This window comes from Clostridiaceae bacterium HFYG-1003 (genome assembly GCA_024579835.1).
Lineage (GTDB): Bacteria > Bacillota > Clostridia > Clostridiales > Clostridiaceae > JG1575.
Window position 1 is genome coordinate 1,221,225 of record CP102060.1, and the last position, 22,733, is coordinate 1,243,957.

At 52.4% G+C, this 22,733-nt stretch carries 25 protein-coding genes; 23 read left to right on the plus strand and 2 right to left on the minus strand.

All coding sequences use genetic code 11. The annotated features are described in order from the left end of the window. Positions 1 to 7 precede the first annotated feature (7 nt). From NQU17_05590 to NQU17_05665, 16 genes are all read left to right on the plus strand, one after another. The gene (locus NQU17_05590) at positions 8 to 772 is read left to right on the plus strand and encodes an alpha/beta hydrolase-fold protein (protein UUM13035.1); all 765 of its coding nucleotides are present in this window, start codon (positions 8 to 10) and stop codon (positions 770 to 772) included. A 181-nt stretch (positions 773 to 953) separates the two neighbouring features. After that, a complete protein-coding gene (locus tag NQU17_05595; GenBank protein UUM13036.1) occupies positions 954 to 1,610 on the plus strand; it encodes a hypothetical protein in 657 nt (218 codons plus the stop codon). Positions 1,611 to 1,730: 120 nt separating this feature from the next. Beyond that, positions 1,731 to 3,017 (plus strand): Y-family DNA polymerase, encoded by a 1,287-nt coding sequence (locus tag NQU17_05600; protein UUM13037.1) that lies wholly within the window; start codon positions 1,731 to 1,733, stop codon positions 3,015 to 3,017. A 1-nt stretch (position 3,018) separates the two neighbouring features. Further along, positions 3,019 to 3,378, plus strand: a complete 360-nt coding sequence (locus NQU17_05605) for a hypothetical protein (protein ID UUM13038.1) — start codon at positions 3,019 to 3,021, stop codon at positions 3,376 to 3,378. A 113-nt stretch (positions 3,379 to 3,491) separates the two neighbouring features. Further along, positions 3,492 to 3,944, plus strand: a complete 453-nt coding sequence (locus tag NQU17_05610; GenBank protein ID UUM13039.1) for a MarR family transcriptional regulator — start codon at positions 3,492 to 3,494, stop codon at positions 3,942 to 3,944. 64 nt (positions 3,945 to 4,008) lie between these two features. Beyond that, entirely contained in the window at positions 4,009 to 4,971 is a 963-nt protein-coding gene (locus tag NQU17_05615; protein ID UUM13040.1) for a ketoacyl-ACP synthase III, read from the plus strand. Between the two features lie 121 nt (positions 4,972 to 5,092). Further along, entirely contained in the window at positions 5,093 to 5,311 is a 219-nt protein-coding gene (locus NQU17_05620) for an acyl carrier protein (protein ID UUM13041.1), read from the plus strand. Positions 5,312 to 5,582: 271 nt separating this feature from the next. Then, the gene (locus tag NQU17_05625; GenBank protein ID UUM13042.1) at positions 5,583 to 6,506 is read left to right on the plus strand and encodes an ACP S-malonyltransferase; all 924 of its coding nucleotides are present in this window, start codon (positions 5,583 to 5,585) and stop codon (positions 6,504 to 6,506) included. Further along, positions 6,499 to 7,227, plus strand: coding sequence for a 3-oxoacyl-[acyl-carrier-protein] reductase (gene fabG / locus NQU17_05630; GenBank protein UUM13043.1), 729 nt, complete (start codon positions 6,499 to 6,501; stop codon positions 7,225 to 7,227). Before NQU17_05625 ends, fabG begins: the two co-directional genes overlap by 8 nt. Beyond that, positions 7,224 to 8,465, plus strand: coding sequence for a beta-ketoacyl-ACP synthase II (gene fabF / locus NQU17_05635; GenBank protein ID UUM13044.1), 1,242 nt, complete (start codon positions 7,224 to 7,226; stop codon positions 8,463 to 8,465). Before fabG ends, fabF begins: the two co-directional genes overlap by 4 nt. Beyond that, positions 8,455 to 8,886 (plus strand): acetyl-CoA carboxylase, biotin carboxyl carrier protein, encoded by a 432-nt coding sequence (locus NQU17_05640; protein ID UUM13045.1) that lies wholly within the window; start codon positions 8,455 to 8,457, stop codon positions 8,884 to 8,886. Before fabF ends, NQU17_05640 begins: the two co-directional genes overlap by 11 nt. Then, a complete protein-coding gene (fabZ, locus tag NQU17_05645; GenBank protein UUM13046.1) occupies positions 8,883 to 9,296 on the plus strand; it encodes a 3-hydroxyacyl-ACP dehydratase FabZ in 414 nt (137 codons plus the stop codon). Before NQU17_05640 ends, fabZ begins: the two co-directional genes overlap by 4 nt. A gap of 2 nt (positions 9,297 to 9,298) precedes the next feature. After that, the gene (locus NQU17_05650) at positions 9,299 to 10,621 is read left to right on the plus strand and encodes an acetyl-CoA carboxylase biotin carboxylase subunit (GenBank protein ID UUM13047.1); all 1,323 of its coding nucleotides are present in this window, start codon (positions 9,299 to 9,301) and stop codon (positions 10,619 to 10,621) included. A 3-nt stretch (positions 10,622 to 10,624) separates the two neighbouring features. Beyond that, complete coding sequence (gene accD, locus NQU17_05655; GenBank protein UUM13048.1) at positions 10,625 to 11,509, plus strand: acetyl-CoA carboxylase, carboxyltransferase subunit beta; 885 nt, start codon at positions 10,625 to 10,627, stop codon at positions 11,507 to 11,509. Continuing rightward, the gene (locus NQU17_05660; GenBank protein ID UUM13049.1) at positions 11,510 to 12,295 is read left to right on the plus strand and encodes an acetyl-CoA carboxylase carboxyltransferase subunit alpha; all 786 of its coding nucleotides are present in this window, start codon (positions 11,510 to 11,512) and stop codon (positions 12,293 to 12,295) included. 206 nt (positions 12,296 to 12,501) lie between these two features. Next, on the plus strand, positions 12,502 to 13,755 hold the full coding sequence (locus NQU17_05665) for a hemolysin family protein (protein UUM13050.1): 1,254 nt from the start codon (positions 12,502 to 12,504) through the stop codon (positions 13,753 to 13,755). A 361-nt stretch (positions 13,756 to 14,116) separates the two neighbouring features. Here NQU17_05665 and NQU17_05670 read toward each other — a convergent pair whose 3' ends face one another. Next, a complete protein-coding gene (locus tag NQU17_05670; GenBank protein UUM13051.1) occupies positions 14,117 to 14,689 on the minus strand; it encodes a biotin transporter BioY in 573 nt (190 codons plus the stop codon). A gap of 16 nt (positions 14,690 to 14,705) precedes the next feature. Next, positions 14,706 to 15,710, minus strand: a complete 1,005-nt coding sequence (locus NQU17_05675; protein UUM13052.1) for a biotin--[acetyl-CoA-carboxylase] ligase — start codon at positions 15,708 to 15,710, stop codon at positions 14,706 to 14,708. A 286-nt stretch (positions 15,711 to 15,996) separates the two neighbouring features. Here NQU17_05675 and NQU17_05680 point away from each other — a divergent pair, with 286 nt between their 5' ends. From NQU17_05680 to NQU17_05710, 7 genes are all read left to right on the plus strand, one after another. Further along, on the plus strand, positions 15,997 to 16,482 hold the full coding sequence (locus NQU17_05680; GenBank protein UUM13053.1) for a hypothetical protein: 486 nt from the start codon (positions 15,997 to 15,999) through the stop codon (positions 16,480 to 16,482). Positions 16,483 to 16,533: 51 nt separating this feature from the next. After that, complete coding sequence (locus NQU17_05685; protein UUM13054.1) at positions 16,534 to 18,393, plus strand: aldehyde ferredoxin oxidoreductase family protein; 1,860 nt, start codon at positions 16,534 to 16,536, stop codon at positions 18,391 to 18,393. After that, positions 18,390 to 18,623 (plus strand): MoaD/ThiS family protein, encoded by a 234-nt coding sequence (locus NQU17_05690; protein ID UUM13055.1) that lies wholly within the window; start codon positions 18,390 to 18,392, stop codon positions 18,621 to 18,623. Before NQU17_05685 ends, NQU17_05690 begins: the two co-directional genes overlap by 4 nt. A gap of 150 nt (positions 18,624 to 18,773) precedes the next feature. Continuing rightward, the gene (locus NQU17_05695) at positions 18,774 to 19,394 is read left to right on the plus strand and encodes a hypothetical protein (protein UUM13056.1); all 621 of its coding nucleotides are present in this window, start codon (positions 18,774 to 18,776) and stop codon (positions 19,392 to 19,394) included. Positions 19,395 to 19,712: 318 nt separating this feature from the next. Beyond that, entirely contained in the window at positions 19,713 to 20,630 is a 918-nt protein-coding gene (locus NQU17_05700; GenBank protein ID UUM13057.1) for a MoxR family ATPase, read from the plus strand. Beyond that, the gene (locus NQU17_05705) at positions 20,627 to 22,354 is read left to right on the plus strand and encodes a hypothetical protein (protein ID UUM13058.1); all 1,728 of its coding nucleotides are present in this window, start codon (positions 20,627 to 20,629) and stop codon (positions 22,352 to 22,354) included. Before NQU17_05700 ends, NQU17_05705 begins: the two co-directional genes overlap by 4 nt. 12 nt (positions 22,355 to 22,366) lie before the next feature. Beyond that, positions 22,367 to 22,690, plus strand: a complete 324-nt coding sequence (locus NQU17_05710; protein UUM13059.1) for a hypothetical protein — start codon at positions 22,367 to 22,369, stop codon at positions 22,688 to 22,690. Positions 22,691 to 22,733: the final 43 nt, after the last annotated feature.

Here is a 22,733-nt window from a genome sequence, read left to right on the forward strand (position 1 = left end):
ACATCAAATGCAAATCACGTATGATAAAACATTCAGCCGCCACCTGGGGCGGGATATGGAATTTAAGCGCTACGGCCACAGCGGAAAACCAATGATCGTATTCCCGACTTCAGGGGGACGGTTTTATGAATTTGAAGACTTTGGAATGATCGATGCCATGGCCCATCTGATTGACGCGGGGCTGATCCAGGTATTTACACCGGATTCGGTGGATGCCGAAAGCTGGGATAACCAGTCCCTGGAACCGGAAGAACGAGCCCTGCGCCACAATCAGTATGATCTGTACATTGTGGAAGAACTGGTGCCGCTGATCCGCCAATGGACGTCCTGGCAGGGGCCGCTGCTTGCCCATGGCAGCTCCATGGGAGCGTTTCACGCCCTGAACTTCTACCTGCGTCACCCGGATGTATTTAATGGCGCTATTGCTCTGAGTGGACTGTATGATGCCCGCTTCTTCGTCGGAGAGCATTTCGGCTACAACGTCTACATCAATTCACCCATTGATTACCTCAAAGACCTGTCGGATTCCTGGTATTTGGAGTACTACCGCAAGGGGGATCTCATCCTGTGCTGTGGTCAGGGGGACTTTGAAGCCGAGTCGCTGCGGGATACCCGAAAAGTAGCTGATCTGCTCCGGGAAAAGAATATTCCTGCCTGGGTTGATATCTGGGGATATGAGGTCGCCCATGATTGGCCCTGGTGGAGGTATCAATTGGTCTACTTCCTGGAAATCCTGCTGGAATATCAGGGGATTCTGCATTTACCGGATTAGTCCCCTGCAAGATCGGCTGGTCGGCTGCAGCCGAAGCAGTCGGCTGATTCAGGCGATCTCGATAAACAAGAATAAGCCGTAAACATTTGCCGGATCGTAACGAATAGGCAAAGTTGATATGTTATAATGAAAAAAACTTAGCGAAACAGCTTAAAATAACGACAAACAAGCGAGGTGTACTATGCCGAAAAATGTTGAATTGGATCACATCACCATCATCGTTCCTCAGGGACAAGGTGAAGAAGTCCTTAAAATGGCAAAGCAGAAGGGCATCATGAATGGAACCGTCAGTAAGGGACTGGGTACAGCCAATCAGCTTCTGATGAAGGAATTTGAAAAACATGGCCGAGTCCGGGATTTCGTATCCCTGGTCGCCGCAACGGATCTGGCGGAGATTTTCCTGAAGAAAGTCGCCGAAGAGTTCGGAATCGGCAAACCCGCTCACGGCATTGCCTATGCGGTGAATGTCAATGAGGTCTATGCGGAACGGCTGAGCAATGTTAAAACCGAAGACCGCAATGAATCGGATGTTCAGGTGATCACCGCCATCTTCCGCAACGGCAATGCCGATCGGGTAATGGATGCGGCCCGGGCAGCCGGAGCAACCGGCGGAACGATTCTGGAAGACCAGTCCACGGTGGATCCGGAAATGAGCCTCTTCTCCAAGGGTACCAACGGAAATGACGAAATTGTCCTGATCATCGCCCGGAAGGAAAAAGCCGGCGACATCATGGATGCCATTCGCAACAATACGGGACTGGATCGTACGACCGGTGTCATCTATGTACAGGATGCCCACTTTGTCTATGGATTGAAAAAGTACGTCGGACAGGAATAATCCACTCAGAACAACTAAAAAAATAAGTGCCGGATTCTCAATATTTTAAGAATCCGGCACTTATTTTATATTCCTGTGGTATCATATAGATATCGAACAAACGTTCTAAGGTGATGTGTTATGAGTACCATAGATTACAGTAAAATGCCCCTGCGCTATCTGATGTGCATCGATGTCAAATCCTTCTTCGCCTCGGTGGAGGCGGTGCGACGCGGGATTGACCCCCTGGAGGCATACATTGTGGTGGTGTCGGATGTCCGACGTCCGGGCGCCATTGTGCTGGCGTCTTCCCCCAAGGTTAAATCCGAATTCAATATCAAAACCGGCAATCGAAAATTCGAAGTGCCCAATGACCCCAAACTGATGGTCGTGGACCCGTCCATGAGTCTGTATCTGGAAATAAACCGCCAGATCAATGACATCTTTCGCCAGTACGCTGCCGATGAAGACATTCTGGTCTATTCCATCGACGAATCCTTTCTGGATGTGACCGGCACAGCCCATCTGTTCGGTGATCCCGGCAAGGTGGCGGTTCGGCTGCGCGACCAGATCAAGCAGGAAATCGGACTGAATGTGACGATTGGGATTGGCGACAATCCACTTCTGGCAAAGCTGGCACTGGACAATGAGGCCAAAAAGAAAAAGAGCCAGATCGCGTACTGGTCCTACGAACGAATCCCGGAAACAGTCTGGAAAATCCCGAAGCTCACCGATTTCTGGGGCATCTCGCGGGGCTGGGAACGGCGGCTGAACAAGCTGGGGATCCATTCCATCTATTCTCTGGCACACTTTGACCCGCACATTCTGGAGTCGAAGTTCGGCATCATGGGCTTGCAGCAGTACTATCACGCCAACGGCGTGGACTACAGCGTCATTTCAGAACCGGTGATTCAGAAAAGCAAAGGTTTTTCCAAAGGCCAGATTCTGATGCGGGATTATTATGAGAAAGAGGAGATCCTGACGATCCTGGATGAAATGATTGATGATGTCACCATGCGGCTGCGCCGCCACCGATCGTTATGCTGCAGCATCGGCTTTTACTGCGGCTATTCCTCCAGCGTCAACCACCCCGGAATCGGCGTCTCGAAGCGGCTTAAAGTTCCAACCAGCGACACAGCGACCCTTCGGGAAATCTTCCGATCGCTGTTTGTAAAGCACTGGCAGGGTGAACCGGTCCGGCAGTTCAATATCGCTCTGAATGATCTGACAGAGGACTTCGGCCGGCAGCTGTCCCTCTGGGATTACACCGGCGATGACGGCCGGGCGGTGGATCTGGTCATTGACGAGATCCGGGACCGTTTCGGCAAGACCGCCATATTCAAGGGACACAGCCTGACCCGCGGATCCACCTTTTTTGAACGCAGCCAGAACATCGGCGGCCATAAAGGGTTAAGCGAGGTGAAATAAGATGTGGAAGAAACCGCGGACCTGCCGCCCGCAGGATCGAATTTACCCGGATCGCTGCATGCTTAAATGGCAGGGGATGCTTTTGTCCGATCATAACGAACGAATCCGGCTGGACCAGCTCCAGGAAGCCTGCGAGAAACCGGCCCGATACCATACGGAAGCCGAACGGGAGGACTGGGACGTGCTCATTGCCCGTTCCAAAACCGAGGGATTGCCCCTGACCCTGATCATTTCCCGGCCGAATGAACCGGAAATGACCCGGCAGGGGATCGTACAGCTCATCCGTCCAACCCGGCTGGTTCTCATGACGGAACAGGGCCCTCTCACCGTTGCCCGTCATGAGATTGACGGTGTTTTCTGAACCCGGCTTGCGCAGCCGGTTTTTTTTCGGTTTTTTGTTTCGCACTTCAAATATCTTGACAGTCAAAGTAATAGGCATATAATTAGGTTATCAAACTAATTACAGGGAGAGCCATGGAAGGATTTTTCAGTCAGTTGAATCATGTCATCATCAGCGTCTATGAAAAGATCGAACGGGTTGAGACCCTGATGAATGAGCGGAATGAAATGGATCTTAGCATCAATGAGATTCACATTCTGGAAAAAATCGGAGAAAACAGCGGGATCAACATTCGCGACCTGGCCATGCTACTCAGCGTAACCACTGCCACGGTGACGGTTGCGATCCAGAAGCTGCAGAAAAAAGGCTACGTCCTGAAAGAAAAAAGCCGCAGCGATCTCAGGGGAGTCACTCTGAGCCTGACCGAAGCTGGGGTTAAAGTAGTGCGCCTGCATCACATCTTTCATATCCGAATGGTGCGCAGCATGACCTCAGGGCTGTCGGAAGAAGAAGTTCGTACTCTGCGGGAGAGTCTGCTCAAGCTGAACGGACATCTGGATGAATTTTTAGATTCAAAAAAACTTTAATCATAGAACTGCTGCGTACCGGCAGCACCGGACCCATCGACCGAACAGAAGAAAGGAAGCAACAATGAGTTTTGAAATCATAGGAACAGGCCGGGGCGAACCCGACTTCAGACTGACCAACGCCATTCTTGAAAAAATGGTTGATACCTCGGATGAGTGGATTACCCAGCGAACCGGCATCTCAGAGCGCCGCGTCATGGTTGACGAGACCATGCGCGACCTGGCATTAAAATCCGCCCGGGAAGCCCTGGAAGACGGCGGAATCACGCCGGATCAGCTCGGCTATATTCTCTTTGCCACCATCAGCGGGGAATACCGGACGCCGTCTCAGGCCTCCATCCTGGCCATGGATCTTGGTGTCGACTGTGCCGCCTTGGACCTCAATGCTGCCTGCACTGGCTTTTTATATGGTCTGGACATGGCTGACGCGCTGTTCCAGGCAAACAAAGCGGAATATATCCTGGTCGTAGGCATGGAAATCATGAGCCGCTATCTCGATTATACCGACCGCCGCACTTGCATTCTGTTCGGCGACGGAGGCGGAGCCGTGCTTCTGAAAAAGGGGAACGGACTCAAAGCCATCCATGCCAGCGGCAAAGGCAACATCGACGTACTCAATATCCCGAATGTCTTTCCGGATACCCCCTGGCATAAGGAAACCGAAACCCGCAATACCATCGAAATGAACGGTCGTGAGGTCTATAAATTCGCAGTCGGAGCATTCCTGGATGAACTTAACCTGTGTCTGAACCGAGCGGGAATGACCGCCCAGGATCTAGACCTTGTGATCCCGCATCAGGCAAACTCGCGCATCATCGAAAGTGCCCGGGAGCGGCTGGGGGTCTCTGAGGAGACGTTCATCAACCAGGTCGCCGACCGGGGCAACACCTCCGCGGGCAGCATTCCGCTGCTCCTGGATGAACTCAACCGGTCCGGAAAGTTTAAAAAAGGCATGATGCTCGGTCTGGTCGCCTTTGGCGGCGGACTCACATCAGCCGGCGCTATCCTGGAGTGGACGAAAGAATGAATGGATGGTCGGTGCGTTCGGAAGAATCACTGACACGACGACTTAATATAAAAACCTTATAAAAATCTCTAACACAGCCATCATCAAACGAAAATAAATCAAAATTTGGAGGTCAGATACAATGGTATTTGAAAAAGTAGCACAGGAAATTGCGGAGTACAAGGAAATGGACGCCAGCGAAATCACCATGGAGTCCAGCTTCGAGGAACTGGGACTGGATTCCCTCGACATGGTGGAACTCATCATGAAACTGGAAGAATCCCTGGACATCCAGCTGGAAATGGACGAAAGCCTGAAAACTGTAGGCGATGTTGTCGGAGCGATCGAAGCGAAAGCTTAACGCCCGGCAATGCGCCAAAACCCGGCCAGTCCATCGGACTGGCCATGGTTTGGCGTATCGATCCATTTCAGGTTAAAATATCATCCTGATGTTCCGTTAAGTTAAGCATCACTTCTGTTCAGAATCTCAAGTAAAAAATCTCCATAGCGAATTTTAATTTGCATTTTTCTGTTCCGGATAGCATGCAGCACTCTATGAATTGCCCAACAATCAATTATGCACAATTCATGATCCGCACCTGAGGGTGCCGGTCATTCCGAGGTTAATCGATATGAAAACAGCTTTTTTATTTCCCGGGCAGGGCAGCCAGAAGCCCGGCATGGTTCGTGAACTGTATCTCGAACTGGATCAGACCGAGCAGGATCTTCTGGAGACAGAGTTTCCAGGCCTTCGCGAAGCGGTTCTGAGCGAAACTGCGGCGGATACCGACCGGATGGCGGCTCAGCTGGTTTATCTGAGCGGTCTGCTCAGCGCCCGACTGGCGAAAGATCAGGGAATCGAGCCGGATGTTCTGGCCGGGTTCTCCCTGGGCGAGGTGGCGGCGCTCAGTTTTGCCGAAGCCTTTGAACCGGCGGATGCGCACCATCTTCTTGCCGTGAGAACCCAGGCCATGTATGCGGCCTGTGACGATCAGGACGGAGGCATGGCAGCAGTCAACGGACTGGATCCTGCCGCCATCGAAGCCGCTCTGGCCAACTTCAGCCAGGTCTGGTGCGTCAATTACAACTCCCCGAAACAAACCGTCATTTCAGGTGAACGCAGCCAGCTGCAGACTGCCATCGCAGAACTCAAGAGTCTGGGCGGTAAGGTCATCCCGCTGAATGTGCGGGGAGCCTTCCACAGTGAGTTCATGCAGAGTGCCCATGACGCGCTGGCCAGAGAACTGGACTCCCTGGTGCTGCATCCCTTGCGTTATCCTGTCCTGTCCAATCTGGATGCCATGGTTTATCCCTCGGATGAATCCGAGATCCGCAGCCGGATTGCCTGTCAGGTGATCCAGCCGGTCCGCTTTACGCTCATGGTACAGGAACTTTACCGGCAGGGGGTCCGGATCTTCATCGAAACCGGCTACGGAAAAACCCTGCAGGGACTCATCAGCCGGATTCTGCCCGGCGAAGACATTCTGGTGGCCGGTATCTCCGATCGGGAGAGCCTGGCACGATTCAAGCAAAAAATGGAGGAATTTCATGTTTAAGGATCAAGTTGTCCTGGTGACCGGCGGCAGCCGCGGCATCGGGTTAGAAACCGCTAAGGCGTTTCACCGGGAAGGGGCGCGGGTGGCGATCATCCATTCGGGCCGCGAACTGCCCCAGGAAGTTAGAGATCTCTTGTCAGATTCGTTCCGGGAGTTCGCCTGTGATGTCAGCGACTTTGCAGCTGCCGGGGAAACCGTGGCAGAGGTTGTCAAAGTCTTTGGCACCATCGACGTTCTCATCAACTGCGCGGGAATTACCCGGGATGGCCTGATGCTTTCCATGAAGGAAGCTGATTTTGATCAGGTCATCGATGTCAATCTGAAGGGCACGTTCAATTTCATGAAGCACCTGTATCCCATCCTCATGAAGAAGCGCAGCGGCAAGATCATCAACCTGTCTTCCATTGTGGGTCTGAAAGGGAACAAGGGTCAGGCCAATTATGCCGCCTCCAAGGCCGGCGTTCTGGGACTGACGAAATCCGTCGCCATGGAACTGGCCAGCCGCAACATCAATGTCAACGCCATTGCGCCAGGTTTCATTGAAACGGACATGACGCAGAATATCTCGGAAAAAGCCAAGGAAGAAATGGTAGGGGCCATCCCCATGAAACGCAAAGGAACGCCGGCAGATGTCGCCAAGGCCTGTCTGTTCCTGGCATCAGATGCCGCATCTTATATCACCGGGCAGGTCCTGGTCATCGACGGAGGATTATCCTTATGAAGCGAGTCGTAATCACCGGCATGGGCATTATTTCGCCCATCGGCAACACCATCGAAGCATACCGGGACAGCCTGATGGCCGGCCGCCATGGCATCGGCCCCATTACCCGGTTTGACACCACTGACTATAAAGCCACTTTGGGTGCGGAAGTCAAGGATTTCCAGATTGAGCATCTCATCGCCAAGAAGGAGCAGCGCCGGTTTGACCTGTTCTCCCAGTACGCCCTGGCTGCCGCCGATCAGGCGTTCCACCAGGCCGGACTGGACACGGCGGAATTTGATCATGACCGGGCCGGGGTCTACATCGGTTCCGGCATCGGCGGCATGCTGGCCTTCGAGGCCGGTCTGCGCGATCTGGATACCAAGGGACCGCGCCGCGTTTCCCCGTTTCTGATTCCAGCCATGATTTCCAATATGGCCACGGGTCAGGTCGCTATTCACTATAACCTGCGCGGGGCGAGCCTGCCGGTCGTCACAGCCTGCGCGACCTCGACCAATGCAATCGGGGAAGCCTACCGCAACATCAAGCATGGCTACAGCGACATCATTCTGACCGGGGGCAGCGAAGCTTCCATTACGGACATTGCCGTAGCCGGATTTATTGCATGCATGGCGTTGACGACCTCCACGAATCCCGATCGCGCCTCCATTCCCTTTGACGCGGAGCGTTCCGGCTTTGTCATCGGCGAAGGCGCCGGCGTTGTGGTTCTGGAAGAACTCGAGCACGCCAGACGCCGCGGTGCAACCATTCTGGCCGAAGTGACGGGCTATGGCAACACCTGCGACGCCTATCACATGACGGCGCCGGATCCCGACGCGGCAGGATCGGCCCGGGCCATCATCCAGAGCGTGGACGAGAGCGGCGGGGTAGATGCTGCCAGAACGTATTACAATGCCCACGGCACCAGCACCAGTCTCAATGATAAAACCGAAACATTGGCGCTGAAGAAGGCATTCGGCGAAGCGGCGGCTCAGCTGTCCATCAGCTCGACCAAGTCCATGACCGGGCATATGCTCGGAGCGGCCGGCGCAGCTGAGGTGATTGCCTCGGTTCTGGCTCTTAATGAGAATAAAATTCCTCCCACCGTTGGCTATCAGGTTCCGGATCCGGACTGCGATCTGGACTACACGCCGAATCAGGCCAAAGCCAAGGAGATCGACTTTGCCATCTCAGCTTCGCTGGGCTTTGGCGGACACAACGCAGCAATCGCATTAAGGAAGTGGAATGATGGAAGATAAACTAACACTGCTGGCCCGGCTCCTGACCGAACATGGCCTGACCCGGATCAGCCTGGAAGAAAAAGACCTGAAGATCTGTCTGGAAAAAGAACTCCCCATCGTCATGACCGGCGCTGCGCCGGCACCTGCGGCAGTGGCTGCGCCAGCCCCGACGGTTGCGGAAGCTTCCGCTCCGGCGGAAGAAGCTGAGTCCATTAAAGCCCCCCTGGCCGGCATCTACTACGGCAAGCCCTCACCGGAGGCCCGATCCTTTGTCCGCGAAGGGCAGAAGGTCAAGGCCGGCGAAACGCTGTGCATCATCGAGTCCATGAAGATCATGAACGAGATCAAGGCCCCGAGTGATCTGACCATCCTGAAGATTCTCAAGCGGGACGAGCAGGTAGCGGAATACAATGAGCCCCTGTTCCTGGTGACGAAATGAACCGGGAAGAGCTGAAGCAAATTATGCCCCACCGGGAGCCGATGCTGCTCCTGGATGAGGCGGAAGTGACTGCGGACAATACAGGCCTCGCGCACTATACCGTCCGCGGCGATGAATTCTTCCTGCAGGGCCATTTCCCGGGCAATCCGGTGGTGCCGGGCGTCATTCAGTGTGAAATGATGGCTCAGGCCTGCGCGGTGCTCCTGGGACAGGACCTCAAGGGAACCCCGTATTATACCGGCATCAAGGAAGCCAAGTTCCGAAAACCGGTTCGCCCCGGGGATGTGCTGACCATTCAGACCGAAATCACCCGGGCCCGCAAACCGTTCTATTTCGCCAAAGCCAAAGTGCTGGTGAACGGCGCGGTCCATTCTGAAGCCGAACTTTCCTTTGCCGTTGTGGAGGACTAGACATGTTTTCAAAAATCCTCATTGCCAACCGAGGGGAAGTGGCGGTCCGGATCATCCGGGCCTGCCGTGAAATGGGCATCGAAACGGTTTGTGTTTATTCCGAACCTGACTGGGAGTCCCTGCACGTCCTGATGGCGGATGAAGCCTACTGCATCGGTCCGGGCAGAGTCTCCGAAAGTTACCTCAACCGCGGTGCCATCCTGGCCATTGCCAAGGCCACGGGCTGCAACGCCATCCATCCGGGTTACGGACTGCTGGCGGAAAATCCGGAATTTGCCAGACTGTGCGAAGAAGAAGGCCTGATCTTTGTCGGACCTTACTGGAAAACCATTCTCCAGATGGGTGACAAGGAAGAAGCCCGGCGCATCATGAAAGCAGCCGGCGTACCGGTCGTGCCTGGCCGGGAAGACATCAAAAACGCGGCTGAAGCCAAGGCATTTGCCCGGGAAGTGGGATATCCCATCCTGATCAAGGCAGCAGCCGGCGGCGGTGGCAAGGGCATTCGCCTGGTCCGCGCCGAGGAAGAGCTGGATTCGCTCTGGGACATGGCCCGGCAGGAAGCGAAAGTAAGCTTTATGGACGATACGCTCTACGTTGAAAAGTTCCTGGAGAACGTCAAGCACGTCGAAGTTCAGGTCCTGTGCGATACATTCGGAAACTGCAAGGTGCTGGGCGAGCGCGACTGCTCCGTACAGCGGCGCAATCAGAAACTGATCGAGGAGAGCCCCTGCCTGAAGATCAATGACGAAGAGCGGGCCCGCCTGTTCGGATTCAGTGAGACCGCTGTCAAAAATATCAACTACCGGGGAGCCGGCACCATCGAGTATCTGATGGACAAGGATCGTAATTTCTATTTCATGGAAATGAACACCCGCCTGCAGGTCGAGCATCCCGTCACGGAAATGGTGACGGATCTGGATCTGGTGCAGTGGCAGTTCCGCGTCGCGGCAGGACTCTCCATTGAAGATATGACCATCCAGTCGCGCGGCCATGCCATTGAATGCCGCATCCTGGCGGAAGCGCCGGAGCGTGGCTTTGCCCCCAGTTTTGGCCGAATCGAATTTCTGCACAGTCCGGGCGGACCCAATGTCCGCTTTGATACCTTCATCTATTCCGGCTGTTCCATTTCGCCTTACTATGATTCCATGGTAGGCAAGCTCATTGTCTGGAGTCCGACCCGGGAAGAAGCCATCCGCAAAATGCGTTCCGCATTGGGGGAGCTCCTCATCGAGGGCATCGACACCACCATGGACTTCTATCTGGAATTGCTGGACAATGATAAATTTCTGGCCGGTGACTTTACAACCCGGGATCTGGAGACATAATCGATGAACCTGAAAAAATTATTCCGAAAATCCATCAACTCGCTGGAAAAAACCGGCACACTGTTTACCTCGGAGCAGGAAAAAACTGCACCGAAGGAAGAACTGAGCCCCGCCAAGAAAAAAGAGGTTACCTGTCCGGAATGTCTGTTCCATCTGCCTGAAGATGAATTTCTGGCCAGGTACATGGTATGCCCCGAGTGCGGTCATCATCTACGGATCACGGCCCGACAGCGCCTGGACATTGTCGTGGATGACGCAACCTTTGTCGAGCATGACACAAACCTGCGCTCGATCAACTTTCTGGAGTTTCCCAGCTATACCGAAAAACTGGAACAGGCTCGGCAAAAGACCGGGGAAGAAGAAGCGGTAATCACTGGAATTGGTGAAATCTCCGGCCTTCGCTGCGCGCTTTTTTTCATGGAGCCGAATTTCATCATGGCCTCCATGGGCTCGGTGGTAGGGGAAAAAATCACCCGGATCTTTGAGACCGCAACACAGCAAGGATTGCCAGTGGTGGGCTTCTGTGCCTCCGGCGGAGCCCGCATGCAGGAAGGTCTGACCTCCCTCATGCAAATGGCCAAAACCAGCGCTGCCGTGCGCCGGCACAGCGATGCCGGACTCTTCTACATTGCGGTTCTGACGGATCCGACGTCCGGCGGAGTTACCGCTTCCTTTGCCATGGAAGGCGATGTCATTGTGGCCGAACCGAAAGCTCTGGTTGCCTTCGCGGGTCCCCGCGTCATTGAAGGCACCATCCGCAAGAAGCTGCCGGAAGGGTTCCAGCGGGCCGAGATGGTCCTAAAGCAGGGCTTCCTGGACCAGATTGTCAGCCGCCGCAACATCAAAGCTTATCTCAGACGAATCCTGAGCCTGCATGGAGGTGCTTAAATGTCATCCATTGATACCGTAAAAAAAGCCAGGGACACCAATCGTCCGACCTCCATGTACTTTGTTTCGGGCATCTTCGAAGATTTCATGGAAATGCACGGAGATCGCAAGTTCGGCGATGATCCGGCCATGGTCACCGGCCTGGCCCGGCTGGATGGAAAACCCGTCACCATCGTTGCCCTGGAAAAGGGCCGCAATACCAAAACCCGGATCCAACGCAACTTTGGTTCCGCTCACCCGGAAGGTTACCGAAAAGCGTTGCGTCAGATGAAACTGGCGGAGAAATTCAACCGGCCGGTGATCTGCTTCATTGATACCTCCGGTGCCTACTGCGGCATTGGAGCCGAAGAACGGGGACAGGGCCAGGCGATTGCGGACAATCTTTTTCAGATGAGCGGGCTGAAAGTTCCGGTGATATCGATTCTGGTAGGAGAGGGCGGCTCCGGCGGAGCACTCGCTCTGGGGGTATCCGATGCCCTCTGGATGATGGAAAACTCGTTTTATTCTGTCATCAGCCCCGAAGGATGCGCCAGTATCCTGTGGAAGGATCCCAGCCGCATCGAGGAAGCTTCGGAGAGTTTAAAAATCACACCGCAGCATCTCTCGGAACTGAATCTGTGCGATAAAGTCATCGCGGAAGGCCGACCCTTCCGTGAGATTGCCCAGGAAATCCGCCGGGAATTGAAAATTAAGCTGGCGGAACTGGAAAGCCTGTCCAAGGACGAGCTCCTGGAAGGCCGCTATCAGCGGTTCCGCAAAACCGGCATTTTCACCGAGACAACCTAGCATGATGAAGCCAGATCAGGCTCACAGAGACTGACGAAAAGAAAATTAAGCCAGATAAGACCGAAAGCCCTTGCCGCGAATAACTTCTGCAAGGCTTTCCGGTCTTTTTCTTCTCCTGAAATGGCCTATAATGAAATTGAACAAGCACTTCATCGGATATATTCCGAACTACATAACGCTTTATGGAATCAAGCGAGGTGATATCGATGAATCCAAATACTGCATGGCAACTGATTCTGCTGGTCGTTCTCATTTCCTTTTCTGCTTTCTTCTCAGCCTGTGAAACCGCTCTGACTTCCGTAAACCGGATCCGGTTTCGACATCTGGCAAAGGATCAGGTTCCCAACGCAGCCAAAGTCCTGAAACTGCTGGAGGATCCCAATCGTCTGCTCGGCGCGATTTTAGTGGGAAACAACATCGTAAATATTGGAGCTTCCGCTCTGGCTACTTCGCTTGCCTTGGAAACCTTTGGCAGTGCGGGGGTAGGAATCGCCACCGGCCTGATGACGCTGCTGGTTCTGATTTTCGGAGAGATTACACCCAAGTCGTGGGCTGTCCAGCATGCGGAGAAATTCTCACTTCGAATTGCTCCGGTTGTCAGTCTCCTCATCCGTCTGACTCATCCCATCCTGATCTTCTTGCTGTTCATCACGAATTTTCTGATCCGCCTGATGGGAAGCGGCCATCCGCAAAAAAGTGTGATCACAACCGAAGAGCTGCGCAGCATGATCGACTTTAGCCATGAGGAAGGGATTCTCGAGAGCAAAGAGAGGACCATGATCCACAATGTGTTGGAGTTTGGCGATCTACCGATCCGGAATGTTATGACACCTCGAACCGATTTGATTGCTCTGGAGGATACCGCCAGTCTGGATGAGCTGAAAGAAACGTTCCGGGTTCGCCAGTTTTCCAAAATTCCGATCTATTCCGGGAACCTGGATCACATCATCGGCATCGTCAGCATCAAGCGGCTGCTCTTCCAGGATGATCTGGCACAGGATTTCAGTGTAACCCGCTACATGAGCGACCCCATATTTACCTATGAGTTTATGCAGGTGCGGGACTTGTTCGCTGAATTCCAGGCCAGCCCTACAAGTCTGGCCATTGTACTTGATGAATACGGTGGTACCGTCGGCATGGTTACGATGGAAGATCTGATCGAAGAAATTTTCGGAGAACTGGATGATTCAACTGCCGGCAGTGGACTGGAATTCATCCGGCAGGCAGGGGATGGCTATCTGGTGGGCGGCAGCACCCGGATCGATGAAATCAATCCCTTACTGGGATTGTCGATTCTGGATGTTGATTTTGATACCATCGCGGGATTTCTGCTGGAACAGCTGGGTCATATTCCTTCGGTGGGAGAACAGATCGTTCACGGAGGTTACCTGTTTCAGATCAAGGGTCTGCGGGGCAAACGAATCACCGAAATTCTCATCACACCGGTCCGAAAGTCTTAAGGTTATCATGCAAATACGTCAGATGAAAGATTGTCTGCTGCCTGTTCAGCAACAGACTGCCTTCAAGCCGCAGTCCCAGATAGCAGCCAAACGGCTCGGACTGGACCATGGCATCAATTGCTCAAACTAAACTCTGCAATTAGCTAACATTTAATCCAATGCGAAGTGCGGCGGGTGTACAAAGATGTACACCCGCCGCTGCGATATCTGGTAATGTCTAGTTTTTTGATTTACTTTTTTAGAGGCCCGCTTTGACACCATATCCCCGCTTTGACACCATATCCCCGCATTGAGTTCATACCGACTCAGCGATCAGGCACAACCATTGCTGGAGCAGTAAAAATCTCAACAGGGAATGGAATTATCTTGCTGCCAGCTGATTTGACAGGACTGCCAGACGCTTGCCGACCAGGGCGGCGAGTGCGCACCAGACTGTGTCCGCTGGAAGAAACACCAGTGCACCAGCCTTCATCAATGGAACCCAGGCAACATTGCCGCCCATGTATATATTTTTGATCAGGTAGAGCCAGGCAACACCGAAACTGTAAATAAGCAGCAGTCCAAGCAGGGCTGCTCCAAACAGAATGAACCCGTTTTTACGTCGTGTCATCTGGGCGATCCAGCCGGCTGCAAAGGCGGCCAGAATCATTCCGAGCAGGTAGCCGAACGTGGGGTGCAGGATATACTGAGGTCCGCCTCCGGAAGTAAACACAGGGAGGCCGGACAGGCCCAGCAGGACATAAAGCAGAACGGCCAGAGCACCGCGTTTCGCGCCCAGGAGGATGCCGGCCAGCAGAACAAAAATGGTCTGCAGGCTCACCGGCACGAGTCCGATGGGTATTTTGATGAAGGCGCCGATACAGATCAGAGCGCTGAATAATGGGATCAGAACAAGTTCTCGGGTGGTCAGTTTTTTCGAAAAGGTCTGTTGCATGATATCCTCACAATTATTAATTTTGTTGCGGGTCTGGAGCAGTTCCGGTCAGGCGATATTCGCCATAGGGAAATGCTTTTTGACCGGACACGGTTTCAAGTATCAGGCGGCCTTGGGAATCAATTCCGATCAAGCGTCCGGTAATGAGGGTCTGACTGCCTCCGGACAGGGTGACTTCCTCCCCTTTGGCATACAGATGGCGATTGAACTGTTCCACCAGGCTGTCCGTATTCTGACGGAAAATCGCTGGATCCAGGGAAAGACTGATTTGGGGCATCATCCGATCCAGGATCGATATCAGAGAAACGGTCAAATGGTTCAGATTAAACCGATGACCGGACTGGAGCGCCAGGGAAGTGGCAATGGATTCCAGTTCCGGTGGAAACGAAGAGTGATTGACGTTAAGACCGATCCCCAGGATCAGGTATTTCATCTGACCACTCTCCAGTTCCAGTTCACCTTCGGTCAGGATGCCGCAGACTTTATGCTGACCCAGAAATACATCGTTGACCCATTTAATGGAAGGGTCAAACCCAGATTTTTCAAGAAGTTCGACAACTGCCAGACCCGCTGCCAGAGTGATAAAACCCGGATCAGGCAGGTTGGCTCCGCGATAGAGTACGCTCAGATAGATGCCGCTGCCGCCGCTGGAATAAAAGCTGCGGCCCTGGCGGCCGCGGCCGCCGGTCTGATCGCTGGTCAGAACAATGGTTCTGTCAGGCAGATTGTCCTGATTTTCTTTCAGCCAGGTATTCGTAGAACCAATGGTAGGATGAAGAATCAGTCGATCCTTCAGCCAGGGGGCAAGTTGAGTCAGTTCCAGCGCACTGAGCTGACTGGTCAGTTCCTTCAGGCGATAACCCCGGTTCGTCTGAGATTCGATCTCATAACCGTCTTCCTCCAGGGCCTTGATGGCTTTCCAGACGGTATTGCGGCTTACACCCAGCTGGTGAGCCAGACTCTGTCCGGAAACATAATCATTCGATTGTTTTAATAATTCCAGTATTTTTTCTTTTTTCATTGTGATCACCTTTGTTATTGTACGGGGCGGACAGACTGATTGTCAACCTAAATATCAGCAAACGGGTGACAATCGATTTTAACCAGATCCGATCCCCATGATTCCTTGCATATTCCGAAGGATTTCCATGAGCTATCATTCTTCATCCGATCAGTCCTTACTTTTCATCAAGTTACGAGGTTTTCATCAGCTCTTGTCCATGCTTCATTTCATCCTCATTTCCACGAATATTCAAACTTTGCTATAATTTAACTATGCAAAATATGTTGTGACACAAGGAGTTATTATGGAATATCAAACCTATGGAAAAAAACTGCCTCGAATCCATCCAGCCTGGAGCAGGGGACTGGTTGGCACCATGCTCCTGCTGACTCTGGCCGGCACGCTTCTGCCCCAGGATGAATCCCTTGCATGGGCAGTTATCTTTGCGGCGGCATGGTTTATTCTGAGCTTACTGGCCGTGTGGAAGACCCAATGGGTTCCCTTGCTGCTCGGTACCATCTACTGGTTGCCATCATCCGCCCTGCGGCTTTATCTCTCCGATCCGGAACGAAGGGATATGACGATCCATCCTTTCCTGTCCCAATGGAGCGATTTGGCGGCCAGAGCACTGCTTGGTCTGTCATCGATCCATCAGGATCTGGTGCTCCTTGGAATGGCAGCTCTGACGCTGGCCTCACTGATTGGTCTCATCATGGTGCTGGATCGGGAAAAGCCAAGAGAAGTGGAGTCAAAGGACAAAAAAGAATCCGATCTGAGCGAGTGGTTTTAGTTGTTCAATGGCAGTTGTGAAGCAATAAATAACTGGGAGAGGGAAGGAAATATGGATAAATTATACGGCTATGCCGGAAAAATGCTGTTTGTCGATCTGGGATCCGGCGCTATGGAAGAAAGACAACTGACTCGGGAGATGGCTGAGACCTTTCTGGGAGGCTATGGCATCGGTGCTCGAATTTTGTATGATATGATGCCCCAGGGCACTCATCCGTTCAGCGAGGAGAGTGTGATCGGCTTTACGGTCGGTCCTTGTACAGGGACAGGCGCTGTCATGTCCGGCCGCTGGACGGCCGTGCATAAGTCCCCGGTGACTATGGGCTGGAATGATTCCAATTGCGGCGGGTTCTTCGGACCAGAACTGAAAAAAGCCGGCTACGATGCGGTCTTCATCCGAGGCCTGTCGTCCCGTCCGGTCTATCTGTGGATTCATGATGGACAGGCCGAAATCCGGGACGCCGGCCATCTGTGGGGGAAATCCATTAAAGAAACCGAAATCGCTCTGCGCGTTGAGCTGAATGAGCCTCGCATGCAGTCCGCTGCCATCGGTCCGGCAGGAGAACATCTGTCCTTCATGGCAACGATCATGAATGACCGGCACCGGGCCGCCGGGCGTGCCGGAGCCGGCAGTGTCATGGGCTCCAAGCAGCTGAAGGCGGTCGTTGTCCGCGGATCGGCCTATTATGAACCGGCTCAGCCGGAAGAATTCAAAGCTTTGAACAAGAAAATGGCTCAGCACCTGGCAAACCCGCCGGAAACAAAAGACGGCCAGGTTCTGCGCAAATTTAAACAGTACGGAACAACGGGCGGCAACACCCCGAATATTCTGTCAGGGGAAGCACCGGTCAAGAACTGGGGAGGCTCCGGAATTGATGATTTTGGTGAAGAGAATGCCGAAAAGGTGGGCGGACCTTATTTTGACGGGAACTACAATATTCGACCCTATGGCTGTGCCAACTGCGCGATTCGCTGCGGCGCCCAATATCAGGTGCAAGACGGAAAATACTTCAGTGGCTCGACGGATCGCCCGGAGTACGAAACACTGGCAGCATTTGGGGAGAACTGTCTCCTGAATGATATTGACGCCATTATCAAACTCAATGAAATGTGCAATGAAGGCGGTATGGATACCATTTCGGCCGGTTCTACGCTGGCCTGGGCCATGGAGTGTATGGAACACGGCGTACTGACACCGGAAGACCTGGATGGCATCAACCTGACCTGGGGCAATGGAGACGCCATGATAGAACTTCTCGACCGGATGATCCAAGGCAAGGGCGCGGGAGAGAAACTGATGAACGGACAGCGAGCCGCCATTCAGGCGTTTGGCCGGGGTGCAGAATTTGAAACCACGGCCGGCGGAGTCGAACCCGGCATGCATGACAGCCGCCGATCCAAAGGGTATAACCGCATCTATCAGTTTGATCCGACTCCGGGCCGCCATATGAAGGGCGGAGATCCCTGGTCACCGCTTGATACTCCGAACAGACCCAGTCGGGATGTCGAAATGATGACGGCGGTGGAAGTCCTGAATTCTGCAGGTTTCTGCGCTTTCTCGAGCCGTGGGTTCAAGAAGGACACAATCAATCAGTTCATCAGCTATACCACCGGCCGCCGATTTGATCTGGAGGAACAGCTGCGAACCGGAAAACGCATTTTCTTCATGCGCCATCTGTTTAATCTGCGGGAGGGGATCACAAAGAAGGATCTGACCATATCGCCTCGGCTCAATGGCCCGTTGGACAAGGGTCCTCTGGCCGGTGTGGTGATCCCCAGTGACCAGATGGGTGATGATTTCTTCCGGGAGCTCGGCTGGGATCCTGATACCCTGATTCCTCCCAGGGAATGGCTGGAAGAGCTCGGCGGCTTCGAATTCGCTTATGATTTCCTCTATGGTAATACAAAATGATCATTTCAGTCCGGGCCATCCTGAATTCTGCGCCGTCTCTTCGACAGTCCCTGGAGCTGGCAGAATATTCCACCGTCCAGAATGCGCTGAACCACCTGGGTCTGACAGAGCACCTGCAGATCGAGGGCCAGGTTATTACGATTCTGGTCAACGGGCGGGAGGCGGTGCCTGACACCGTGCTGGCAGACAATGACCGCCTCTTGCTGCTTCAGGCAATGACAGGAGGCTAATGAACGGCTGCATCGTTGTGTAATCCACAATCCCAATCTCTGTTAGCATCAGCATAGAATGAAAATTCTATGCTGATCATTATTTTACTAACATCATTTCATTCCTGTGCTATAATGAAAATAGTCTGAAATCGTTTAGGGGGAATGAAAATGAAGAAACTGTTATCTGCTATGCTGCTCCTGGTCATGTCGCTGTCACTGTCCGCCTGCAGTGGAGTGAATGAGGCCGCCGTTCCGGTGGACGAATACTTTAAGGCAGCCAAAACCCTGGATACCGTTGCAATGGAAAAGCAAATTCTGCCGACCAACACGGACGGGATCGAAAAGAACAAGGAACTGCTCCAGGCCGAAGATGATCCATTTTCGAAATTATTCGTAGATTTCATGAAAGACAAAGCGAAGAAGATGACTTATACCATCAAAGAGACGAAAGTCGACGGGGACAAGGCTACGATTACGGTAGATACGAAATATGTCGATGCCGGTCCGCTGCTGAAAGCCGTCTTTGGCGACCTGATCATGAAGATGATGGGCAGCGCCCTGAGCGGCGGCGAACCTTCTGAGGAAGAAGCCAAGACCATGTTCACAACAGTCATGAACGAACAGACCGCAAAATTCGAAGAAACCTTCAAAACAAAAACCATTCAAATCCCCGTGGTTAAAAAAGACGGGAAGTGGTATATCGAGCAGGTTGCTGAAGATATGATTGACGTAATCTCTTCCGGATTTGTTTCTGTTGTTTCAGAAATGGGCAATGCGTTCGGCGAATAAACTACAAAAAAAGCCAATAATACTTGTTCTTTTCCTTACGAAGCTCTCTTGCTTTTCGATCACTGGTTCCATGGGATTGATCAGTGAAAAGAACAGTCAGCCCGGTCAATCTGTTCGTTAAAAGCCATCGTTTCAGGGTAAGGCCTGCAGCGATGGCTTTTTCTATCCCTGTGACCCGATGAATTCAGATCACTTATTTCCCAATGTTCCAAAGCAAACAGGCCACTGATTTTTTACTCATTTGATGTTTCATGATATAACTAAATTAACGGGGAAGAGCAGATCCGACCTCATTCCAACATAGGGTGGCGAGATGGCATGATAGAATTTCTTAAAAATGAAGGAATCAAGGATGCTTTGATTCAGGACTTACTTCGGTTCCGCGATCATTTCAAGCTGGACGCCGAATTAACCTATCGAATTCCAAAACCAAAGTACCTGTACTATGGCAACGATGTCTGGGAACAGGCCCTTACCACACTGCTGTGCGGGGAGCACCTCCTGATGGTGGGCCCAAAGGCTACCGGCAAGAATGTTCTGTCGCAGAATCTGGCTTGCGCCTTTGGCCGACCCAGCTGGGACATTCCCCTCTACATTAATATCGACGCGCAAACTCTGATTGGTTCGGATACGTTTGTTCAGGGGGAAGTCCGTTTCCGACGCGGCCCCGTGACTGAGTGTGCCATGCATGGCGGATTCGGCATTCTGGATGAAATTAACATGGCGAAAAATGAGGCACTGGCTGTTCTCCATGCCACCCTCGATTTTCGCCGCATCATCGATATTCCCGGGTATGACAAAATTACACTGAATGGTGCCACCCGCTTCATTGCGACGATGAACTACGGCTACGCCGGAACTCGAGAGCTGAACGAAGCGCTGGCTTCGCGCTTCATGGTGATCGAAATGCCAGGCATGTCTCAGGAAAGTCTGCAAAAGCTTCTGCGCCGTGAATTTCCGACCATGCGGCCGGAATATATCCAGCAATTCTGTGGCTTGTTTCAAGATCTTCAAAGAAAAAGCGAAAACGCTGAAATCTCAACCAAAGCTGTGGATCTGCGGGGACTTCTGGGATCGATCCATCTGATGGAACGCGGGCTGGAAGCCAATACAGCCCTCCAGCTGGGGCTGTCCAACAAGGCGTTTGATCCCTTTGAACGAACGCTGATTCAGGATGTAATTCGCCTGCGAATTCCCCCAAACATGGAGCGTGAGCGGCTCTTCAAAGAATCATGAAGCCCCGGGCCGCCCAGAGACAGCGGGCCAGAAACATCATCTGGACCGCGGCCCAGGACTACGGAATTCGTCCGCAGCAGGAAGCCTATGATGCAGACGGCAATGCCGACCTGTACTGGAACTACGTCATCGGGGCGGCCCACCGCCTGCCTGATTTTCCATCTTTGGAGAATTTCTTTGAACGGCTGAATGACGAACCGGGAGGAGAGCTCTATACCAATCTCTCATGGATCGCCATCGAGCATGCTCTGTATTCATCCAGTCAGGAAGAACGCCCGGTCCTTGAACTGATCCGTCAGGATTATGCCCGTCAGATCCTGCGGGAAATATCAGTACCTGATCCCAGTGATATTTACGCCCTGATCCTGACGAGTTATCTCAGACAAATATTGGGTCACCCGGCAGACTTGAAGGAACCCTGGCAAGCTTTGCTTTGCGGACTGAAAATTGAGAGGGCAACGACTGCCGAGACCATCGTCAATGAACTGACCAAACTGTTTCATCGGGTGTTTCAGATCGATCTGACTCAGCCTGCTTCCAGAAAACTCGCTTTTGGTACTCACCGCTTTAAAATCTTCCATTTTGGTGAAAAACGGCTGCAGTCCAAAGGCTTGCCCTATATTAAACGAATCAGCATCGGATCAGTCGAACAGGGTGGAGGATTGCTGGAAGAAGAAGAATCCGGACTTCGAAAAAAACTTGCACTGCAGTGGTTTTCGTTCAAGGAACAACAGGAGTTCAGGGAGCGGCAGGAAATGGAATCGTGCTTTGGCAAATCCTCCCTGACTCCGGATGAAACACTGGCCTTGGAAAAGGTTGTCTGTCAGGAAAACCATCAACTTTGCCATCTTCATCTGACCAATGGGGAACCGGTTTCAGGGGGAGAGGGGACAGAGGATGAGCGCCAGGCTGCTGCTCAATTCGAGAAAAATCGATCTTACCACAAACAGCATCGGGAACGAATCCATCAAAGCATCGCTCAGTTGACCCATCGGCTCAGCAATACACTCCTGATCCATGATCCCTCAGAGAGCATAAGATCTGACTTTGGCAGACTCATTCCCTCAAGAATCTGGCGGAGCCAGAAATTTGATGATTCCAAAATATTCTCAAGAGAATCCCATGAGTCTCTCGGAAATTTAAGCATTGACCTGCTGCTTGATGCCTCGGCTTCTCAACTGAGCCGTCAGTCCATCATTGCCGCTCAGGGTTTCATTATTGCAGAGAGTCTGACTAAATGTCAGATCCCGGTAAAAGTCTATTCCTTCTGCAACCGGCGCGGCTTTACCATCCTGCGACTGTTCCGCGATTACAATTCACCAAAAGACAATCAGGAGATTTTTCGCTATCGCGCAACTGGCTTCAATCGGGATGGTCTGGCCATTCGAACAGCCTGGCAGCTCATGAGCCAGACTCGCTACGATCACAAAATTCTCCTCGTTCTGTCTGATGGCAAGCCCAATGACATGGCACGGGCCAAAGGAAACAGCCCGGTATCAACCGATTACTCCGATCAGATCGCCGTGACAGATACCGCCCTTGAAGTACGCAAGGGGAGAGGAGAAGGAATTGGCATTCTGTGTGTGTTTACCGGGAAAGAAGCTGACCTCCCTGCTGCTAAAACCATTTATGGTCGTTCGCTGGCCCATATTGAATCCCCTGAGCGCTTTGCACAAACCGTGGGAATCCTGCTGCAGCATGAGCTGACACGATTATTGGAATAAAGGAAGTTAATTATGATTGAAGAATTATATCAAAAATTGAACATAACAGACAAAGCCGTTCAATATTTAAAAAAGAAAAATAAACCCTTTGCCACCATTGAACATCCGGATTACCGGACTTCCGGCGAAAGCGTCTTTGTAGAAATCCCCATTATCAGCAACAAAGCGCCAAAAGAACTCCAGAAGTTCAATAAAATCACACTGGATGGCATTGATGTGTATGTATCCATCGCAGTCAAAATGCCATCAGATAACGAAGTCACTATCGACTTGGAATCGATCCTGGGGATCAAGTTCCTAAAAATAACCGGGTTTAAGGCAACCAGCCAGGATTAAACCGGGATGATTCGTACAATTGGAATTGAGGGCGTTACAATTG